The sequence below is a fragment of the Pseudoalteromonas sp. OANN1 genome, from assembly GCF_024124685.1.
Classification (GTDB): Bacteria; Pseudomonadota; Gammaproteobacteria; order Enterobacterales; family Alteromonadaceae; genus Pseudoalteromonas; species Pseudoalteromonas piscicida.
The window spans coordinates 35,693-52,174 of sequence record NZ_JAMXSE010000016.1 but is presented as its reverse complement, the minus strand read 5'-3'; the positions used below and the strand labels follow the sequence as shown (position 1 = coordinate 52,174).

Genomic DNA, 16,482 nt, shown 5'->3' with positions numbered 1-16,482 from the left:
CATGGAAGAGATAGTCGTTAGATATATTCACTTTATCGGTATTTTATTTTTGGCATCAACGCTCGCGATTGAAAACATACTACTCTCCAAATCAATGAGTAGTCAGAGCATTAAGCGATTAGCAGTAATTGATGGTTTGTATGGTGTCAGTGCGCTTGTAACCCTTGGCGCAGGGTTAACGCTATGGTTTGCAGTTGGCAAGCCCACTGAGTTCTACACTAAAAATCCGATTTTCCATGCCAAAGTCGGACTATTTTTGTTAATCGCTTTACTATCTATCATTCCGACTGTGTTTTTATTGAAGCATCGTAAGACAACAGCAGCTAATTTGTCTGTGCCCCAGCGCATCATCGTCATTAAAAGGCTAGAAATGCTGTTACTTTTAGTTTTACCGCTACTTGCTGCACTTATGGCAAGAGGCTATGGGTTGCCCTCATCATGAAACAAAATATTGTCAATATTGCGCTCGTTGTTAAAGACTACGATGAGGCCATCGACTTCTACGTCAATAAACTAGGTTTTGAATTAATAGAAGACACCTATCAACCTGAGCAAGATAAACGCTGGGTGGTGGTGGCACCGCCTAACTCTCATGGTACGGCGTTACTACTTGCCAGAGCTTCTACACCAGAGCAGCAGAAGTTTATTGGTGATCAAGCTGGTGGACGGGTATTTTTATTTTTAAATACCGATGATTTCTGGCGTGATTATGAGCGCATGAAGTCTATTGGTATCCAGTTTATTCGCGAGCCACAAGAGCAAGATTATGGCACGGTTGCTGTATTTGAAGATCTCTATGGCAACCGCTGGGACTTATTGCAGCTAAACCTTGATCATCCCATGGCGAAGAGATGATCTCAAAGTTACCAAAATGGGTTGAGATCGGCGCTTTTATATTGGCGCTCGTCGCAGGATTTGTGAATGCAATCGGCCTACTTAGCTTCGAGCATCAATCCGTTTCTCACTTATCCGGCACTGCGACTATGCTCGGAACCAGTTTTTTAGGTGACAATCTTAAAGAAACCCTGCACTTATTTGGAGTGTTACTCGCGTTCTTGCTTGGCTCTGCACTTGCGGGGTTTTTGCTGCATGGCACCACGTTAAGGCTTGGCAAACATTACGATACCGCGCTGATACTTGAAGCTATTTTGCTTACCGTGTCTCTCGTCTTACTGATGCAAGGCTCTTTTTATGGTCACTTTTTTGCCTCTGCAGCTTGTGGACTACAAAACGCATTAGCCACCACGTACAGTGGAGCCGTGGTGAGGACAACCCATGTAACAGGAATATTCACCGACCTAGGACTAATGATTGGGGCGCTATGTAGAGGCGAGCCACTGGATACCAGAAAAGCAAAACTGTTTGTGTTGATAATCTCAGGGTTTGTGGCTGGTGGCGTGTTAGGCGCTTGGCTTTATAACAAGTTTTACTTTCAGGCGCTGTGGTTGCCTATAACCATTTGTTTGCTGATCGCAGGTGTTTACCGCTTTGCGCTTAGGGATAAGGGGTAGCACACCGTTGTGTTGATGTATCTTAGTTTGGATTATTGACTACTTAATCAACATCGTATAGATTAGCGCGCGATTTTAATTTGGATCTTTCCACGATGTTTTACATCCTATTTAAGAATTTTGTTAGAAGGCTTTGCTCCGCGCATTAACACGATGAAGTGTTGCTCGGAGCTTACTTTCTAAATCTTCATCAGAGACATTGGCGACTACCTGAATAAAGGTGGACGGCGTCAGTGTATCTGATGATTGGAAAGACGAAGCCGGCGATGATACTTCATCGCCGGCTTTTTTGTGCCCGAAATTCAGTGGCACACGTTTTCGAAATTTTTTGAAACGGGAGGTCGGTATCACAGTCGATCTCCCGTTTTTATGGATGTAATTTAATGAACTTGATTTTAAAAGGCCTGATAATGTCAGGCAGTAACCTAAACAAAGACCAACTTAATATTGGCTTTACTTCTTTTGCTTTGCTGAACACTTGCAAGGTAAACGTTTGCTGCGCAAAAAAGGGGTAATGAGATGTTATTGACTTTATTACTCGCCTTTATTGCATTTTTAGTTGGCGCCGATGAGCTGATGCTTGGGCCTATTCTTGAACCTATTGGACTCGAATTAGGTGTAAAGCCTGAGCGAGTTACACTGTTTATTACCACTTACAGCGTTGCCCTAGCGATTGTGGCTCCGCTATTTGGGGCGCTCTCGGATAAAGTAGGACGTCGCGTTATTATCTTGCCTGCAATCGTGGTTTTTGGTGGTGCCTCTATCGCGACAGGGCTTGTCACTTCATTTGAGTGGGGGTTGGTTGCTCGTGTGATCACAGGTATTGCCAGTGCTGGCATGCTACCGATCGCATTTGCCATCGCGGCAAGCTCTGGTGGAGATGCGCTAAAGCGGATCGGTTGGGTGCAAGCAGGCTTAACTCTTGGCATGATCTCAAGTCCTGCGTTTGGCGCATTTTTAACGCATTTAATGTCGTGGCGAGCGGCTTTTGTTGCACTCGGGATCGCCACTTGGGTTGTGGCGTTATTACTTACTGTAAACCGCCGTGCGATCCCAAATGACAAAGCTGTAGAAGGCACCAAAATGTCTGACAGGCTATGGCAAATCCCCGGGGTTGTTGGCGCGTTACTTACCATGTGTATTGGTTTAGGTGGTGGTATTGGTTTATTCAATTTGGTTGGGCAGCATTTACGAGATACACAAGCACTGTCAGTGTGGTTTATTGGTGTACTGTATGCCTTATTAGGCTTAGTGAGTGTTGCTGGAAACCTGATGATGCCAAAACTCGCAACCCACTTTGAAAGTGGGCGGCAGGTTATGCGTGCGTCATTGGTCGTTTGCCTCATCGCCAGTAGCGGTCTTTATTGGTATCAAGGTATCTCTCTTATACCGTTATACTTTTTGATGACACTTTGGGCATTGGCTGGCGGCATTGGTGCTCCGGCATTACAGGCATATATTTCAGAGCTCTCGCCTGCACATCGCGGTGTGCTCATCTCACTGGCTATGAGCATGATGCACATTGGTGTAGCGATTTGGTCTGCCGTCGCAGGTTTTGCTTACAGCCTTGGTGTAGCTGCGATGGCGCTGCTTGCTATTATTTTGTTTAGTCTTGCCATTTTGTGTTTGCGCCCCGTAAAAGGCGCATGAATTTAGGAGGTAACTAGCAACTTGCTTAATGTTAGCTTCAAAGTTGGGAGCTGAGTTAAGCGAGCTGATTAAACAGGCTGGTGTATGCTAGCCTGTTTAAGTGCAGGTTATTTTTCTGCCGAAAGTCCAAATGCCTTTGCAACCCCCAGGGTTGGTAAAAACATATCTGAAAGCGTGATCTCTGCATCAATCCCATAGGTACTCATTAATTGTGCGTTACTGAGTACTTCCTCTGGGGAACCGGTGGCAACCAACTCGCCCTGTTGTAGCAGATATACCTTATCGGCAAAGCTTGCAGCGAGGGCCAAGTCATGTACCACTGCGACCACGCCCGCTCCCTGTTTAGCTATTTGCTGAGCCAGCTTCATGACTTGATACTGATGATATAAATCTAGGCTTGCGGTAGGCTCGTCAATCATCAGGTAGCAGGGGTTGTTCGCATCTAAGGTGGGTAGCAGCTGGCAAAGTACTCGCGCAAACTGAACCCTTTGCTTTTCTCCCCCTGATAGCTGAGTAAAGCAGCGCTTTGCTAAATGCTCGACTGATAAAGTTTGCATCGCTTGCTGTGAATATTCGCGAAGCGAGTCTGGTGTACAATTGTGCTGATGTACATAGTGCGACATATCCACTATCTCTTGCACGCTAAATGGAAACTCACAATCATATTGCTGCGTGAGTACGGCGCGGATATGAGACAGTGCCAAGGCACTTAAGTCTTGCACTCGTTGTTGATGATAGGTGACATCGCCCTGTGTGAGCGAGATATCGCCGCACAGCGCCTTGAGTAGGGTAGACTTGCCTGCACCGTTGGGGCCAAGAACAACGGCAAACTCCCCCGGGTTGATTGAAAAATCAATGTCTTTGATCAACAATTTTTGCCCCACTTGGACATTGACACTATTCGCTTTTAGCATGCTAAAGCTCCTTTATACGATACGTTTTCACCAGCATGATCAGGAAAAAAGGGCCACCTAAAGCACTGGTGATAAGGCCTATCGGTAATTCTGATGGGAGAATGAGTGTGCGCGCGAGTAAGTCCGCCAAACACAGTAAAATTGCCCCACCCAACATCGAAGCAGGTAACAAATAGCGGTGATCTGGGCCGATTAATAAGCGCACTATATGAGGAACAATAAAGCCAACGAAACCAATAATACCTGTTAGTGCAACCGCTGCACCGGTGCACAATGCGGTATAAGCAAACACTTTCTTTTTCAGGCGCACGACATCGACCCCGAGGTGTCTAGCTTGTTGCTCGCCAAGTAAATAGAGGTTGAGCGGTTGAGCTAAGCGGCTAAAACCAAAGCAGCAAGCCAACATTAAACACAGCGATGGGATGATAGTTGTGAAACTATTACCTGCAAGTGATCCCATACTCCAAAAGGTTAGGTCGCGTAACTGTTGATCTGAGCTGATCAACGTCAGTATTCCGATGACCGCACCAACAATGGCGTTTACTGCAATACCCGCTAACAACAAACTGACAATTGTGAAGCGATTACCTTGGCTGGATAAACGGTAGATTAAACTACACACGCCAAGACAGCCCAGAAAAGCACCGATTGGCACGGCGTAAATTCCATGATAATCAGCAAATCCACTGAGTAACGTAGAGCCTAATACGATGGTACTAATTGCGCCAAGTGCGGCACCACTAGAGATCCCAATTAACCCTGGATCTGCCAGCGGGTTTCTAAAGATCGCTTGCATTGCTGCGCCGCATGCGCCAAGTCCAGCACCCACCACAATTGCGAGCACCAATCTTGGTAATCTAATTTGCCAGATCACCGCGTGCTCTAAGTTACTTGATTGACCTGCAAAGAGAATATCCATCAGACGACTGTAGCTAATGCTCACCCCGCCGCTGCTAAGGCCAATAAAACTCACCACGATACAGCCAATAATCAGTCCCAACAACATCCATTTTCTTGCAACTTCAGCGGGAATTAAAGATTGCTCGAGTGCTAGCATTATAGAGACTCATTTTTTGGTGCAGACTGGGCTGCTCGAAATCGGTAACCCTTGGGCAGTGTGGCGTCTGGGTGGAGTAAGGTCGCCAGCTCAACCACGGCTTGTGGCGTGCGTGGGCCCATGCCAAGTAAATACGTTCCATCGATAAGTATAACCCTGTTGTTTTTAACGGCGTTTGAGAACTTAAAGTGGGGGACTTGGCTTAAATCCATCGCTTTTTGCTCGCCATGGCGGCCCATACTAATGATGACATCAGGATCCATGGCGATGGCCGCTTCGGTTGCGAGCGGCTTCCAACCGTCAAAATGCTGTGCTGCAACATTAACGCCGCCAGCTGCGTTGATAACCTCATCTGCAGAATTTCCAGCACCCGCAACAATTGGTTGGCCACTACGCAGGCTCAAAACAAATAATACTTTAGGTTTGTTGTTCACTTGTTTCAGGACATGAGTTAAGGCTTTTCTGTCGGCTTGAATATATTCGACTAGCGCTTGGCCTTTATCTTTAACTGCCAGTAATTCGGCGATTGTTGTTATTTTTTCTTCGACACCAGCAAGATCATCGTTATCACTGAAAATATAGGTGGGGAGTCCGGTCTCCTGAAGTTGTTTTAATACCTTGTCAGGGCCGGTGTCGGCCTCGCCGAGTAACAAGTCTGGATTCAAGGAAAGGATCCCTTCAACGTTGATTTTTCTTACGTAACCGATTTGTGGTTTATCGGTCGCAGCAACAGGGAAGACGCTAGTACTGTCTACGCCAACAATACGATTTTCCTCGCCAAGTGCATAAATAATCTCTGTGATAGAGCCACCAGAAACCACGATATTTTTGGCACCTTGATTAGCATAGGTAGGTTGAAGAACAGAAGTGAGTAGTAGCAAACTAGAAGTTAGCAGTGTCGTAATTTGAGCTTTCATTACAAATCCAAACTTGTTAGTATTTATTGCGAATAATAACAGTTATCATTTGCTTTTATCAATATGAAATTAATTATCTGCATCACAGTCTCCGCTCTGCTGCATGGCTTGTGGTGGTTATTTCCTGCAAGCTCAGCACTGGTGTGGCACTCAGGCGTTGCTGCAAATGAAGTGAGTAAAGTCACCAAACCACTCATGATTTCGTTTACGGCACAACCTTCCCAAGAGCCAGCTTCAAAAGTGGTAGCAGAGCAAGTGCCATCTGATTTTAACGGCACTACGCACTTACTTAAAAAACCACAAAGGCAAGAACAGGAAGCCAAGCCTGTACCTAAACCCAAGCAACAGGCCAATGAGCGGCCACAACCTAAAAAGCTTAACGAAGCCATAGTGACTGAGAACAAAAAAGCTATCGAAGTGACAGCGCCTACCTCAACACGAGAAAATACGTCGCAGCAAGAAGCGACGAAAATGGCCTCAGCGAGGCATCTCAGTGAAGTAAATAGTACCGATGACTCTCCTGTTAAATTAGATGCTTTACCTTTATTCAAAGCACCAAGACCTGCGCTTAGCTACCCACTGCGTGCCAAGCGAAGAGGACTTGAAGGCGTGACAATTTTTGAAATTGAGCTGGATCAAAAAGGTGAAATCGTGAATTTAACTTTGGTTAAAAGTAGCGGTCATCAATCTTTGGACGTGGCTGCTCGCAAGAACGTTGAGCAATGGCAGTTTCATCCAGTTTTTCGTGATGGTAATGCTGTAAAAGCCTTATTTACCGTACCCATTAAATTTTCCCTTTCTTAGAGAGTAATACTACGATGCAGTCTTGGTTTTCCCAACTTGGCCCAATGCAATGGCCATTTTTATGTTTGTCGGTTATTGCGCTTGCGGTGATCATTGAGCGGCTTTGGGTGCTTAGCCGCGCTTGGTTTACCGTTCATGAAATCAAGCGTAAACCCCATTTTTTTCGTAGCAAAGCAGTTGGCGCTTTGCGGTTACAAGGGTATGTTTTTGAGTGGCGTAAGCGGTTAGTGATCTTAAGCATTATCGGCACGCTAAGCCCATTAATGGGACTCTTTGGCACCGTCTGGGGGTTGGTCTTGATGTTTAAAACCATTGCCGAAACTCAGCAAGCGGTGACACCCGCGTTATTAGCGGATGGATTATGGGAAGCCATGTATTCAACCATGGCGGGACTGGCGATAGCCATGCCATGTTTACTTATTTATGGCGTTTTGCAAGCGATGGTTGAGCGTTTTCAAAGCGAGCTTGTGCTTTATATGAATACCCAATTTATCTTGGTGGAGGCGGATAATGCTTGAGCTGCCAACACCCAAACCTCAGCACCTAGGCGCTGATTTAACCGCGTTACTCGATGTACTTTTTATCGTCCTTGTATTTTTGCTGCTCAGTGTGGCCGTAAAACTCAACGTCTTGGAGGTCAACTTACCAACAGCGGGAAAAAATGGCGAGGTTGTGCTGGAAAAAACACCTAAGGTTGTAAGTGTCATGTTCAATCATGGTCAAATAGCCTATGCCTTAGACGAGCAGCCGTTTAGCGCGGAAAACACGCTGATACAAGCGCTTGGCCATTTAGACAAGTCAGAGGTGATTTATATCGCCGTGGATAAACAAGTACCCAGTGAAGCACTGGTATCACTTTTTGCACAGCTTAGTACGCTCAATATTCAAGTAGCAAATTTAATTGTTAAAGGCGAATAAAAACAATTACCATTTAGATTTATGTGTGTTATATTGCGCCACGACAATCGCATTTCATCTTGGGGAGCCTGTCTACTAAAGGCCGGCTCTATGTTAGAACACTAGGGAAGATCAGGGGCAAAGTTGAAGTGCGTGTAAAAAATAACGACACTCGGAGTATTCTTATGCGTTTATCTAAATTAACTCTTTTTATCGCGCTTGCCACTTCTGCCACCTGGGTACAAGCCGCATCTTCTTCAAATAACGATGGCTCTCAGTCGACAGTGGTAAAAACAGACTTAGATGCAGTGACTGTAACGGCAACGCGTACAGCAAAAACCGCATTGCAATCATCACAAGCGGTGAATGTTATTTCGTCGGAGCAAATAGAGCGCAAATTAGATAGCAGTGTATTTGAGACTTTAGATACCATTCCCAATGTTTCTGCCAGTGGTGGGCCAAGAGCGGCTGGGCATAAGTTCAATATTCGTGGCTTTAGCGACGCGGAAGACGTGATGGTGACGATTGATGGTATGCTGCAAACATTTGAAAAATATCGCATGGGTAGCCTGTTCACTGATCCTGAATTATATCGCTCAATAAGCATTAAACGAGGCACGAGCACTGTGCTTCATGGCGGTGGTGCGCTCGGCGGTGTTGTTCAGTTTGAGCTAAAAGACGCCGCTGATTTTTTACAGGATGGTGAAGTCGCTGGTGCTAAAATTAAACTTGGTTATGACAGCAACAACGCTCAAAAGAATGCCTCAGTGATCGCGTTTGCAAGGCCGAATGATTCGCTTGACCTACTTGCTGGTGTTGTAAAGCGCGATAGCGATGATTGGGAGTTGTCTAACGATGAAACTTTGGATAACTCGGCAATTGAAAACAGCTCTGTTCTGTTAAAAGGGGAATACTTCTTAAGTGATGATGCCATTGTGGGGGCAAGTTACACCGAGACCACAGATAACCAGCGAACCGAGTTTAATACAACAGATCCGGGCGCATGGGGGACGGTGTACCGTGAGGTAGAGCAGTCCGTTACTAATCTGAGTTATGAACTAAACCCTGCAAATAATCCCTACCTGAACCTCAGCGCTAAGGCTGGTTATACCAGCAGTCAAGTGGCTGAATCTGATGGTGTCGGCATGCTTGAGGACTACATCGGTATTGAATCAAACTATGAATACAACATCACCACTCTGGATGTAATGAATACCAGCGTATTGGACTCACATACTTTGACCTATGGTGTGCAATATACCGACAAAGAGCGTATTGGTGAAAAGACAGCATTACCATGCTTAAAACTTAACTACGAGACCTATGCTTGTGAGCAATACGGTCCGACTCCAACCACCGCTGAGATGACATCCCAACCGGGTGGTACGCAAAAGCGCTCCGGTGTGTATATCCAAGATGAATTTACTTGGCAGCAACTTACTGTGATCGCAGGGCTTCGCTATGAACGCTATAGCACCTCACCAACAGCTAAATTTCAACAGGCGTTTGCAGCATTAGATAGTAAAGTGACACACAGTGATTGGGCGGGTGCTTTGAGTGTAAATTACCAACTGACACCACAGTGGGCTGTGTTTGCAAACCGCCAAGAAGGTTTCCGTGCGCCACTCATTGACGAGTTATACGATCAATACGGTGGCAGACAGCCAGGATTAGCGTTAGACGTAGAATATAGCAATAACACCGAAGTTGGCGTGACCTATCAGGCAAATAACATACTCACTGACAATGACACATTAACTGCGCGTTTTATCTACTTTGATATCTCGGTAGACGATGAAATCACGTCGGTCACCAGTAATGTGACCAACCCCGTACCTGCACCACGTTATGCTAATCGCGCTAGCAATGATAGAGATGGCATTGAGCTGGAAGTAAACTTTGCAACACCACGCTTTTACAGCAACTTTTCTTACAGTGACATAGACGGCAAAGATCAAGACAACAAGCCTTTATGGTATTTGCCTGCAGACAAAATGGCTTTGGATTTAGGCGCCTCGTTATTTGATCAAGCCGTTCAAGTTGGTGCGCAAATAGTCAGGCGTGGCGATCGTGATGTGCAGGTGATGGACAGTGCAACAAGGCAATACTCAACGCAAACACAAAAAAGCTACACCCTGACTGATTTATATGCGAGTTGGGATATTAATACAGCCTTTAATCTAAGAGTTGCTGTCGATAATGTCTTTAACAAAGAATACAAACTGATGGCTGGTACCGGTGGTGGAATAGGCGATTACGGTTTTGGCCGCAACATTAAAACCCAGATCAGCTGGCGTTTTTAAGGAGAGATCATGAAGCAATTAATTCAAGACTATAAAACCTTGTTAGCGGGTGAGCCAAGGACACGGCCCGTTGATGCAGCAATGCAACTGGGCGTGAGTGAAGCCGAATTATTGAATGCCCAACTGGAAGAAGCAGTGACAGCCACGGTAACACGATTAGACGAAACGCAACTTGCCGATATCCTCAAAAGCCTGAAAAAGCTGGGTAAAGTGATGGCGCTGACGCGTAACGGCAGCGTGGTAAATGAAATTAAAGGGTTATACGAAAAGCTCTATGTTTCAAACAATAATGGCAAGCTTAGTGGTATTGCAATCAATCCCGGCGGTATCGACTTGCGGTTATTTTTGTATCGTTGGCAAAGCATATTCTTAGTTGAAACCGAAAGTCATACGAGCTTGCAGTTTTTTGATGAAAATGGCCGTGCGGTACATAAGGTTTACACCACGACTGAGTCGGACTTTAATGAACTGGTGAATATTAAAGCGCGCTATCAACTAACATCACAGCGCTCTTTTAGCGTTAAGCCATTTGAACTTGTGGAGCCTGTAATTACCTCGCCGAGCGCTGAGCAACTAGATAACTTTAGGAGTCAGTGGAGTGAGCTTGAAGATGTCCATCATTTTCCAAAGCTTTTAGAGACATACAACTTTGAACGCTTGCAGGCCCTTGAGCTCGTCGGTTCACCATGGAGCTTTGAGCTACAGAGCTTTGACCTTGCTGATATTTTTCAACAAGCAAAAACGTTTAAGCAAGAGATCATGGTATTCGTTGGCAACCCAGGTGCGGTACAGATCTTCTCTGGAAAGGTTGAAAACCTCAAGCAAGTTGGCCCTTGGTTTAACGTCTTAGATCCTGAGTTTAACCTACATATAAAAGCAGACGATTTGACCCGCGCGTTCGTGGTCAGAAAACCTACGGATAACGGCAATACGGTGGTCACCTCTATTGAGTTTTTTGATGCCAATCGCGAAACGGTATTAACGCTATTTGGCCGCCGCATTGAAGGCAAAAAGCAAACTAGCGAGTGGCAAGCCCTCTGTGAGCGATTGATCCATAAAGGACAAGCTGCAGCGTAATAAGTTTACCGTGTTAGTAGCAAAGCCCTGCTCACAGGGCTTTTTTATTTTTACTCGCTAGGTACTAGGAAGACATAATGAAAGAAAGACAATGTGCAAGACTAATTATCGTCAATGAAAAGCAAGAGTTATTGCTATTTCAGTATCAGGATGAACATCACCATGAAGCATTCTGGGCAACGCCTGGTGGCGAATTACAAGGCAATGAGACTTACCTAGATGCCGCTGCTAGAGAGCTCTATGAAGAAACAGGGTTGGAGCAAGAAATAGGCCCCGTAGTGAAAGAGCGTGAAGCTATTTATGCAGTTGCTCGCTCCATCCCTGCGGTTTGGCAAGAGAAGTACTATCTTATTCGATGCTCAAGTAACGACGAGGTCTTTGCGGCACGTTGGACTGAAGAAGAAAAAGATACAATTCAACAATGGCAGTGGTGGAGCCTTAACGCAATGACGCAGGTAAATCCAGCGCAATTTAAGCCTGAGTGGTTGCCACAATTGCTTCGAGAGCTAACCGATAAAAAACCTGAAAAACTATCTTAACTTGCTTTTTTAAAATGTGTTAACCAAGAGGTGGGTTAAAGTATTTGTACAGTTTAAGTCATTACGTGAATAGGTTTTAACGCGAACAAATAACGGTGGAGGTCACTGTTAACTTATGTTAATGCTCTAGAGTTCAATCGCCTTTTTCTCAATAGTTGGCACATTGGGAAACATGCCTCACTACCTCTTTTTCTATATCCGAAGGATGTCAGTCTTGCTTTAATTTCTGCTACTATGATGGCAAATATCGGTGAAATACTTTATGTTTGCTATCATAATAGCAAAAAAGTCATCATGGATGCTATAATTGATACTATAGTGACAGTTTTTTTGGGCGTTTATGCTATCTCTTTATACCGCTTATGATATGCAGATGGAACTCAAAGAGTTTATCAAATCCGCTCGGAAAAAAGATAAACTCAGTGTTCAGAAGATGGCCGATCTCTCTGGTGTGCCTTATGCTACGATCCGAAAGTTTGAGTCATCTGGTAACATCTCATTGCGGCAGTTTCTTATGCTTTATGAGACTGTCGGTGACTTGAAAAAAGTGAAAGAGCTGACAAAGTTATCTGAGCCTGAATATAAAACTATAGAGGATGTGCTTCGACATGCTTAAATCAGCCTAGTTAAAGCTACGCGTATCATGTGCAGTGTTACTGAGTCTCAAAAGCTTATTAAGCGCTACATTTTTAATTACCTAACGGTTAACCAAGATGATCACAGTAAGAACTTTAGCTTTCTTGCCAGTGACACCGATAACTGGACACTATCACCTTTCTACGACATTGTTTATAGCCCCAGCCCTTACAAAGAGCATATGACGGCATTTGGCGGGAATGGCCGAACGCCAAAGCGCGCGCTAGACCAGTAAGCTGCTCAGTCTGGGTTATCTTCAAAGAAGGCAATTATGGTGATGGTTGAAGAAATCTTCGAAATAACTCGCTCGTTTCGCAATCAAGCCAAAAATTTAGGTTTGTCACATACCCTGCTCAAGGAGATTGATAAGGATATAGTCGAAAAGTTTACTATTTTGACAGGGTAATGTGGCCCGAGAAAACTGTAATTTTTTAACCTATCCGACTAAATTAACGTATAAAGTTCATGTGTACTGGAGAATAAATACTCAGAACGAGTATGAATGTGCAAAACTGCTAGGCACTTATAGCGTTAATATCCCTCGTTAATCACACCGCTCAGAGCTAATTCAGATAAATACAGCTCAGCTTCAGAAGCAAACAATCTCAAACAAGAGAGAGCTTTCGACCAAATACACAAAAAAAGCGTCGATTGACAATTTATCAAATAACAATAATACGATGCAGTATGTTATATTGTATCAAATTTTGAATTCCAGAAAATAGAGATACCAGTGAACAAAAAATTACTACTCTCCCTCATTTTGGTGGCTAATGGCACTACTGCGCAAGAATCAGCTTCAAATCATAGCCCAAGCCGGGAAATCGAACGTATAGAGATTAAACAGTTTCGGCAGCCCTATCGTGGTAATGTACCTTTAGTTCAAACGCCTCAAGCAGTCGATACCATTAGTTCAGAACTGCTTGAAAGCGAAAGTATTACTCGCTTTATGGAAGCGTTAGAACTCACACCGAGTGTTGTTAGGCAAAATAACTCTGGAGGCATGTTTGATAGCTTTGCTATCCGTGGTTTCTCGGGCGATGAAAATAATCCATCAGGCTATCTTGTCAATGGCTTTAATTCTCGAGGCTACAACGGCAATAGAAGTACAGCCAATATCGAAAGCATTGAAGTCATGAAAGGTCCAGGCTCTGCGTTATATGGGCAAGGGGAGCCCGGTGGCACTATCAATATCATTACCAAAAAGCCTCAGTTCGAAGAGCAAGGTTATATTCAAGCAACGTTTGGTAATTACAGTAAAAAACAGTTTGAATTTGATTACACAAACTCAGCTACCAAAGAAACTGCTTATCGACTAAATGGCGCATATGAAGATTCAGACACACATAGAGATCATGTTTCAATCAAAAGCTTGCACTTATCGCCGTCGGTACTGTGGAATATTTCTGATGACACGAGTCTGAGCTATGAAATGGAAGTACTCGATCAGAAAAAGCCGTTGGATAGAGGGGTGTATATTCTAAATAATGACTTTGATGACGTTAACACGGACGCTTTTTACGGTGATATTCGTGATGGTGCGCACCAAGTTGAAGCCCTAGGTCATCAGTTAGTGTTAAACCATAGGTTAAGCGATGATTGGCACATACTCACTGGATTTGCTTATCGAGACTCTTCATTTGAAGGTGTATCTTCAGATACCGAATTATCAGATGGTCGACAGTTGATATACACAGACGCGAGCCTACTTTCTCGTCAAAGACGTGCTCGAGACTACCAAGCTTTGGATGTTTCTGCGCGTATTGAGCTCAGTGGTGAAATTGAATTTGGCAGTGTAAAGCACAACATTCTAGTGGGCGTTGATCACTATAATTTTGACATTGATACTGACTATAAAGTATGGCGTACGGCATGGGGGTCGGGCGATACCACCTATAGCATTAACCCAAATAACCCAGACTACACGCAAACACAACCAGAACCTGTATTAAAAACGTTGACCGAAGAAAGCCAAAAAGGTCTAGGTATTTATGCTCAAAACTTGATCGAACTGACTGAAAAATCGAAAGTATTAGTGGGTGTCCGTGTTGATAAATTTGAGCAAGACATTCTAAACCTTCGTAGTGATGAAGCGCAAAGCCAAGAGCAAACCGAGTTTACGCCACGCTTGGGTTTTATTTATAACGCGAATGACAAAGTTAATCTGTACACAAGTTACGCAGAAGGGTTTAGGCCAAATCCAGGTTTAGATTCTAATCGTAATGCGTTTGAACCAGAGGAAACTAAATCCTTTGAAATCGGCGCTAAATGGCAAGGTATTGCGGATCGTTTCTCGGGTAGCATTGCACTTTTTGATGCGCAAAAAACCAATATGCTTACCGCTGAACCTGACACCGGCTTATCGGCAACCTTGGGCGAAGTAGAAAGCCAAGGTATTGAATTTCAATTAACGACTGAGTTAACAGACGAGACTGTACTCGCGCTTGCTTATACTTATACCGACGCAAAAACCGCAAATGATGTGATTAATGCGGACTGGGGCGTGCCTATCCCCAAAGGCTCACGTTTGATCAATATTGCAGATCATATTGGTCATGTTTCACTAAAGCATTACACCACTTTTTTAGGAAAAGAATCTTATCTTGGAGCAACTGTGAATTATGTGGGTGAGCGTCTGGGCGAAACAACAGACGCAAACTTCATTTTGCCATCCTATACGCTAGTTAATTTATCGGCATCGGTCGAATTAAATGACAAGGTAAGTGTGAAACTAGACATCAACAACCTGTTTGATAAGACCTATTTTGAAAACTCCTATCACAAACTATGGACCATGCCGGGATCACCTACAACATACAGCGCAAGTGTGAAGTATCAGTTTTGATCCCTAATGCGAGCGTAAAGTCTTAGCCTATTCTAAGACATCTGCTTGTCGAGAGTAACAGTCTGAGTCATTTTACTTGGACTGTTTTTTCGTTTTTAACACGAGAAAGAGTGTAATGAATAATCTGCAAAATAGTAAAACACGGTTGTCTTCTATCGATATACTGCGTGGCATCGTGATGTTATTTATGTTGGTTGACCATGTGAGAGAGCGGTTTTTCTTGCATGTACCAGTTCTTGATCCAATGGACATTCATACCACGAGTCCAGATCTGTATTTTACCCGCTTAAGTGCCCATTTTTGTGCGCCTATTTTTGTCTTTTTGACAGGTTTATCGGCTTGGTTGTATGAAAACCCTGCAAACGGCTCGAAGCGGTCGGCCCTGCCATTTCTTTTAAAGCGTGGCCTATTTTTAATTTTACTTGAAATGACACTGGTTAATTTTTCTTGGTTTGGTGCGTATCAAACACTGTACTTACAAGTTATTTGGGCGATTGGCGTTAGTATGGTGATATTGGCACTGATGGTCGCTTTACCCCGCAGTGTGATAGCAATATTGGGTGTAAGTATTGTGGCTGGTCATAATTTATTGTCGCCCATCGAGTTTGCACCGAATGAAATAGGTTATACCGTTTGGACGATTCTGCATGACCGAGGTTATTTAGTCGCAGATGCTGTAGTTAACGTAAAAGCGTCTTATCCGGTTTTACCTTGGATTGGCGTTATCTTGTGCGGCTATGCGGTAGGGCCTTTATTTTCAGGCTCAGTGTCATCGCAAGTACGTAAAACCATTTTATTGCAAAGTGGGACAGCTCTGTTAATTGGTTTAGTGATTTTAAGAGGATTAAATCTATACGGAGAAACGCTTGATTGGTCTCAACAGGCGACAACACTTCTTACCACGATGGACTTTTTTAACTTTACTAAATACCCGCCGTCTCTCGATTTTATTTTACTTACCTTGGGAGTTGGTGCATTCGTATTAGCGGTTTTAGAGACTAATGCGCTCAGAGTATTAGAGCCGGTTCGAGTACTAGGGTCAGCACCGATGTTTTTCTACATTACGCACCTATACGCGCTACTTGTCCTTAGTATATTGGCACAATGGCTATTTGGTGCGAATCAGCACTATGGTAGCAGTCAAACTGCATATTTTGGCTTTTATCATGTTTGGCAGATATGGCTATTCGCAATGTTTTTAAGCGTGCTTTTATACCCGTTATGTAAATGGTTTGCAGGTTATAAACGGAAAACATCAGCGCGATGGGTAAAGTATTTTTAAATATCAAAATACTGTTTAAGTTGTTGTTTTAAAAATAAACGAAGTGGATA

The 16,482-nt window shown here is 44.0% G+C and carries 18 protein-coding genes; 14 read left to right on the top strand and 4 right to left on the bottom strand.

The window, feature by feature from the left end:
• Window position 1: 1 nt before the first annotated feature.
• From NH462_RS14015 to NH462_RS14005, 3 genes are read left to right on the top strand one after another with little or no spacing between them, the layout of a single operon-like run.
• Window positions 2-442, top strand: coding sequence for a DUF2214 family protein (locus NH462_RS14015; RefSeq protein ID WP_253106149.1), 441 nt, complete (start codon window positions 2-4; stop codon window positions 440-442).
• On the top strand, window positions 439-855 hold the full coding sequence (locus NH462_RS14010) for a VOC family protein (protein ID WP_253106146.1): 417 nt from the start codon (window positions 439-441) through the stop codon (window positions 853-855). The genes NH462_RS14015 and NH462_RS14010 overlap by 4 nt, the downstream gene beginning before the upstream one ends.
• Entirely contained in the window at window positions 852-1,511 is a 660-nt protein-coding gene (locus NH462_RS14005) for a YoaK family protein (RefSeq protein ID WP_130165794.1), read from the top strand. The genes NH462_RS14010 and NH462_RS14005 overlap by 4 nt, the downstream gene beginning before the upstream one ends.
• A 123-nt stretch (window positions 1,512-1,634) precedes the next feature.
• On the opposite strand, the gene NH462_RS14000 is transcribed toward NH462_RS14005, so the two are convergent.
• Window positions 1,635-1,823, bottom strand: a complete 189-nt coding sequence (locus NH462_RS14000; protein ID WP_253106144.1) for a hypothetical protein — start codon at window positions 1,821-1,823, stop codon at window positions 1,635-1,637.
• A 207-nt stretch (window positions 1,824-2,030) separates the two neighbouring features.
• Here NH462_RS14000 and NH462_RS13995 point away from each other — a divergent pair, with 207 nt between their 5' ends.
• On the top strand, window positions 2,031-3,161 hold the full coding sequence (locus tag NH462_RS13995) for an MFS transporter (protein WP_253106141.1): 1,131 nt from the start codon (window positions 2,031-2,033) through the stop codon (window positions 3,159-3,161).
• A 107-nt stretch (window positions 3,162-3,268) separates the two neighbouring features.
• On the opposite strand, the gene NH462_RS13990 is transcribed toward NH462_RS13995, so the two are convergent.
• The 3 genes from NH462_RS13990 to NH462_RS13980 are packed head-to-tail and all read right to left on the bottom strand — an operon-like array spanning window position 3,269 to window position 6,049.
• Window positions 3,269-4,075, bottom strand: coding sequence for a heme ABC transporter ATP-binding protein (locus NH462_RS13990; RefSeq protein WP_253106139.1), 807 nt, complete (start codon window positions 4,073-4,075; stop codon window positions 3,269-3,271).
• Between the two features lies 1 nt (window position 4,076).
• Window positions 4,077-5,132, bottom strand: coding sequence for an iron ABC transporter permease (locus NH462_RS13985; RefSeq protein ID WP_253106137.1), 1,056 nt, complete (start codon window positions 5,130-5,132; stop codon window positions 4,077-4,079).
• Window positions 5,132-6,049: an ABC transporter substrate-binding protein gene (locus NH462_RS13980; RefSeq protein ID WP_253106136.1), complete on the bottom strand. Its 918-nt coding sequence runs from the start codon at window positions 6,047-6,049 to the stop codon at window positions 5,132-5,134. The genes NH462_RS13985 and NH462_RS13980 overlap by 1 nt, the downstream gene beginning before the upstream one ends.
• 63 nt (window positions 6,050-6,112) lie before the next feature.
• Here NH462_RS13980 and NH462_RS13975 point away from each other — a divergent pair, with 63 nt between their 5' ends.
• From NH462_RS13975 to NH462_RS13930, 10 genes are all read left to right on the top strand, one after another.
• A complete protein-coding gene (locus tag NH462_RS13975) occupies window positions 6,113-6,853 on the top strand; it encodes an energy transducer TonB (RefSeq protein WP_253106134.1) in 741 nt (246 codons plus the stop codon).
• Between the two features lie 14 nt (window positions 6,854-6,867).
• Window positions 6,868-7,371 (top strand): MotA/TolQ/ExbB proton channel family protein, encoded by a 504-nt coding sequence (locus tag NH462_RS13970; RefSeq protein WP_253106131.1) that lies wholly within the window; start codon window positions 6,868-6,870, stop codon window positions 7,369-7,371.
• Window positions 7,364-7,771 (top strand): biopolymer transporter ExbD, encoded by a 408-nt coding sequence (locus tag NH462_RS13965; RefSeq protein WP_045963681.1) that lies wholly within the window; start codon window positions 7,364-7,366, stop codon window positions 7,769-7,771. Before NH462_RS13970 ends, NH462_RS13965 begins: the two co-directional genes overlap by 8 nt.
• Before the next feature lie 164 nt (window positions 7,772-7,935).
• Complete coding sequence (locus NH462_RS13960) at window positions 7,936-10,053, top strand: TonB-dependent receptor (protein ID WP_253106129.1); 2,118 nt, start codon at window positions 7,936-7,938, stop codon at window positions 10,051-10,053.
• A 9-nt stretch (window positions 10,054-10,062) separates the two neighbouring features.
• On the top strand, window positions 10,063-11,130 hold the full coding sequence (locus tag NH462_RS13955; protein WP_253106127.1) for a ChuX/HutX family heme-like substrate-binding protein: 1,068 nt from the start codon (window positions 10,063-10,065) through the stop codon (window positions 11,128-11,130).
• Window positions 11,131-11,207: 77 nt separating this feature from the next.
• Complete coding sequence (locus tag NH462_RS13950; protein ID WP_010370051.1) at window positions 11,208-11,669, top strand: NUDIX domain-containing protein; 462 nt, start codon at window positions 11,208-11,210, stop codon at window positions 11,667-11,669.
• A gap of 373 nt (window positions 11,670-12,042) precedes the next feature.
• Entirely contained in the window at window positions 12,043-12,285 is a 243-nt protein-coding gene (locus NH462_RS13945; RefSeq protein ID WP_253106125.1) for a helix-turn-helix transcriptional regulator, read from the top strand.
• Window positions 12,286-12,540 carry a HipA domain-containing protein gene (locus NH462_RS13940; RefSeq protein ID WP_366033862.1) on the top strand — a complete coding sequence of 85 codons (255 nt, stop codon included), beginning with the start codon at window positions 12,286-12,288 and terminating at the stop codon, window positions 12,538-12,540.
• A gap of 498 nt (window positions 12,541-13,038) precedes the next feature.
• Window positions 13,039-15,150, top strand: a complete 2,112-nt coding sequence (locus tag NH462_RS13935; protein ID WP_253106121.1) for a TonB-dependent siderophore receptor — start codon at window positions 13,039-13,041, stop codon at window positions 15,148-15,150.
• 115 nt (window positions 15,151-15,265) lie between these two features.
• Entirely contained in the window at window positions 15,266-16,432 is a 1,167-nt protein-coding gene (locus NH462_RS13930; protein WP_253106119.1) for a heparan-alpha-glucosaminide N-acetyltransferase domain-containing protein, read from the top strand.
• The last annotated feature ends 50 nt before the right edge of the window (window positions 16,433-16,482 follow it).

Excerpts from the sequence above, each read along its gene's own strand:
- NH462_RS13960 (WP_253106129.1), top strand. The coding sequence starts at position 7,936 with ATGCGTTTATCTAAATTAACTCTTTTTATCGCGCTTGCCACTTCTGCC.
- NH462_RS13980 (WP_253106136.1), bottom strand. The coding sequence starts at position 6,049 with ATGAAAGCTCAAATTACGACACTGCTAACTTCTAGTTTGCTACTACTC.
- NH462_RS14005 (WP_130165794.1), top strand. The coding sequence starts at position 852 with ATGATCTCAAAGTTACCAAAATGGGTTGAGATCGGCGCTTTTATATTG.
- NH462_RS13975 (WP_253106134.1), top strand. The coding sequence starts at position 6,113 with ATGAAATTAATTATCTGCATCACAGTCTCCGCTCTGCTGCATGGCTTG.
- NH462_RS13955 (WP_253106127.1), top strand. The coding sequence starts at position 10,063 with ATGAAGCAATTAATTCAAGACTATAAAACCTTGTTAGCGGGTGAGCCA.
- NH462_RS13990 (WP_253106139.1), bottom strand. The coding sequence starts at position 4,075 with ATGCTAAAAGCGAATAGTGTCAATGTCCAAGTGGGGCAAAAATTGTTG.
- NH462_RS13945 (WP_253106125.1), top strand. The coding sequence starts at position 12,043 with ATGGAACTCAAAGAGTTTATCAAATCCGCTCGGAAAAAAGATAAACTC.
- NH462_RS13995 (WP_253106141.1), top strand. The coding sequence starts at position 2,031 with ATGTTATTGACTTTATTACTCGCCTTTATTGCATTTTTAGTTGGCGCC.
- NH462_RS13965 (WP_045963681.1), top strand. The coding sequence starts at position 7,364 with ATGCTTGAGCTGCCAACACCCAAACCTCAGCACCTAGGCGCTGATTTA.
- NH462_RS14015 (WP_253106149.1), top strand. The coding sequence starts at position 2 with ATGGAAGAGATAGTCGTTAGATATATTCACTTTATCGGTATTTTATTT.
- NH462_RS13930 (WP_253106119.1), top strand. The coding sequence starts at position 15,266 with ATGAATAATCTGCAAAATAGTAAAACACGGTTGTCTTCTATCGATATA.
- NH462_RS13985 (WP_253106137.1), bottom strand. The coding sequence starts at position 5,132 with ATGCTAGCACTCGAGCAATCTTTAATTCCCGCTGAAGTTGCAAGAAAA.
- NH462_RS13970 (WP_253106131.1), top strand. The coding sequence starts at position 6,868 with ATGCAGTCTTGGTTTTCCCAACTTGGCCCAATGCAATGGCCATTTTTA.
- NH462_RS14010 (WP_253106146.1), top strand. The coding sequence starts at position 439 with ATGAAACAAAATATTGTCAATATTGCGCTCGTTGTTAAAGACTACGAT.
- NH462_RS13950 (WP_010370051.1), top strand. The coding sequence starts at position 11,208 with ATGAAAGAAAGACAATGTGCAAGACTAATTATCGTCAATGAAAAGCAA.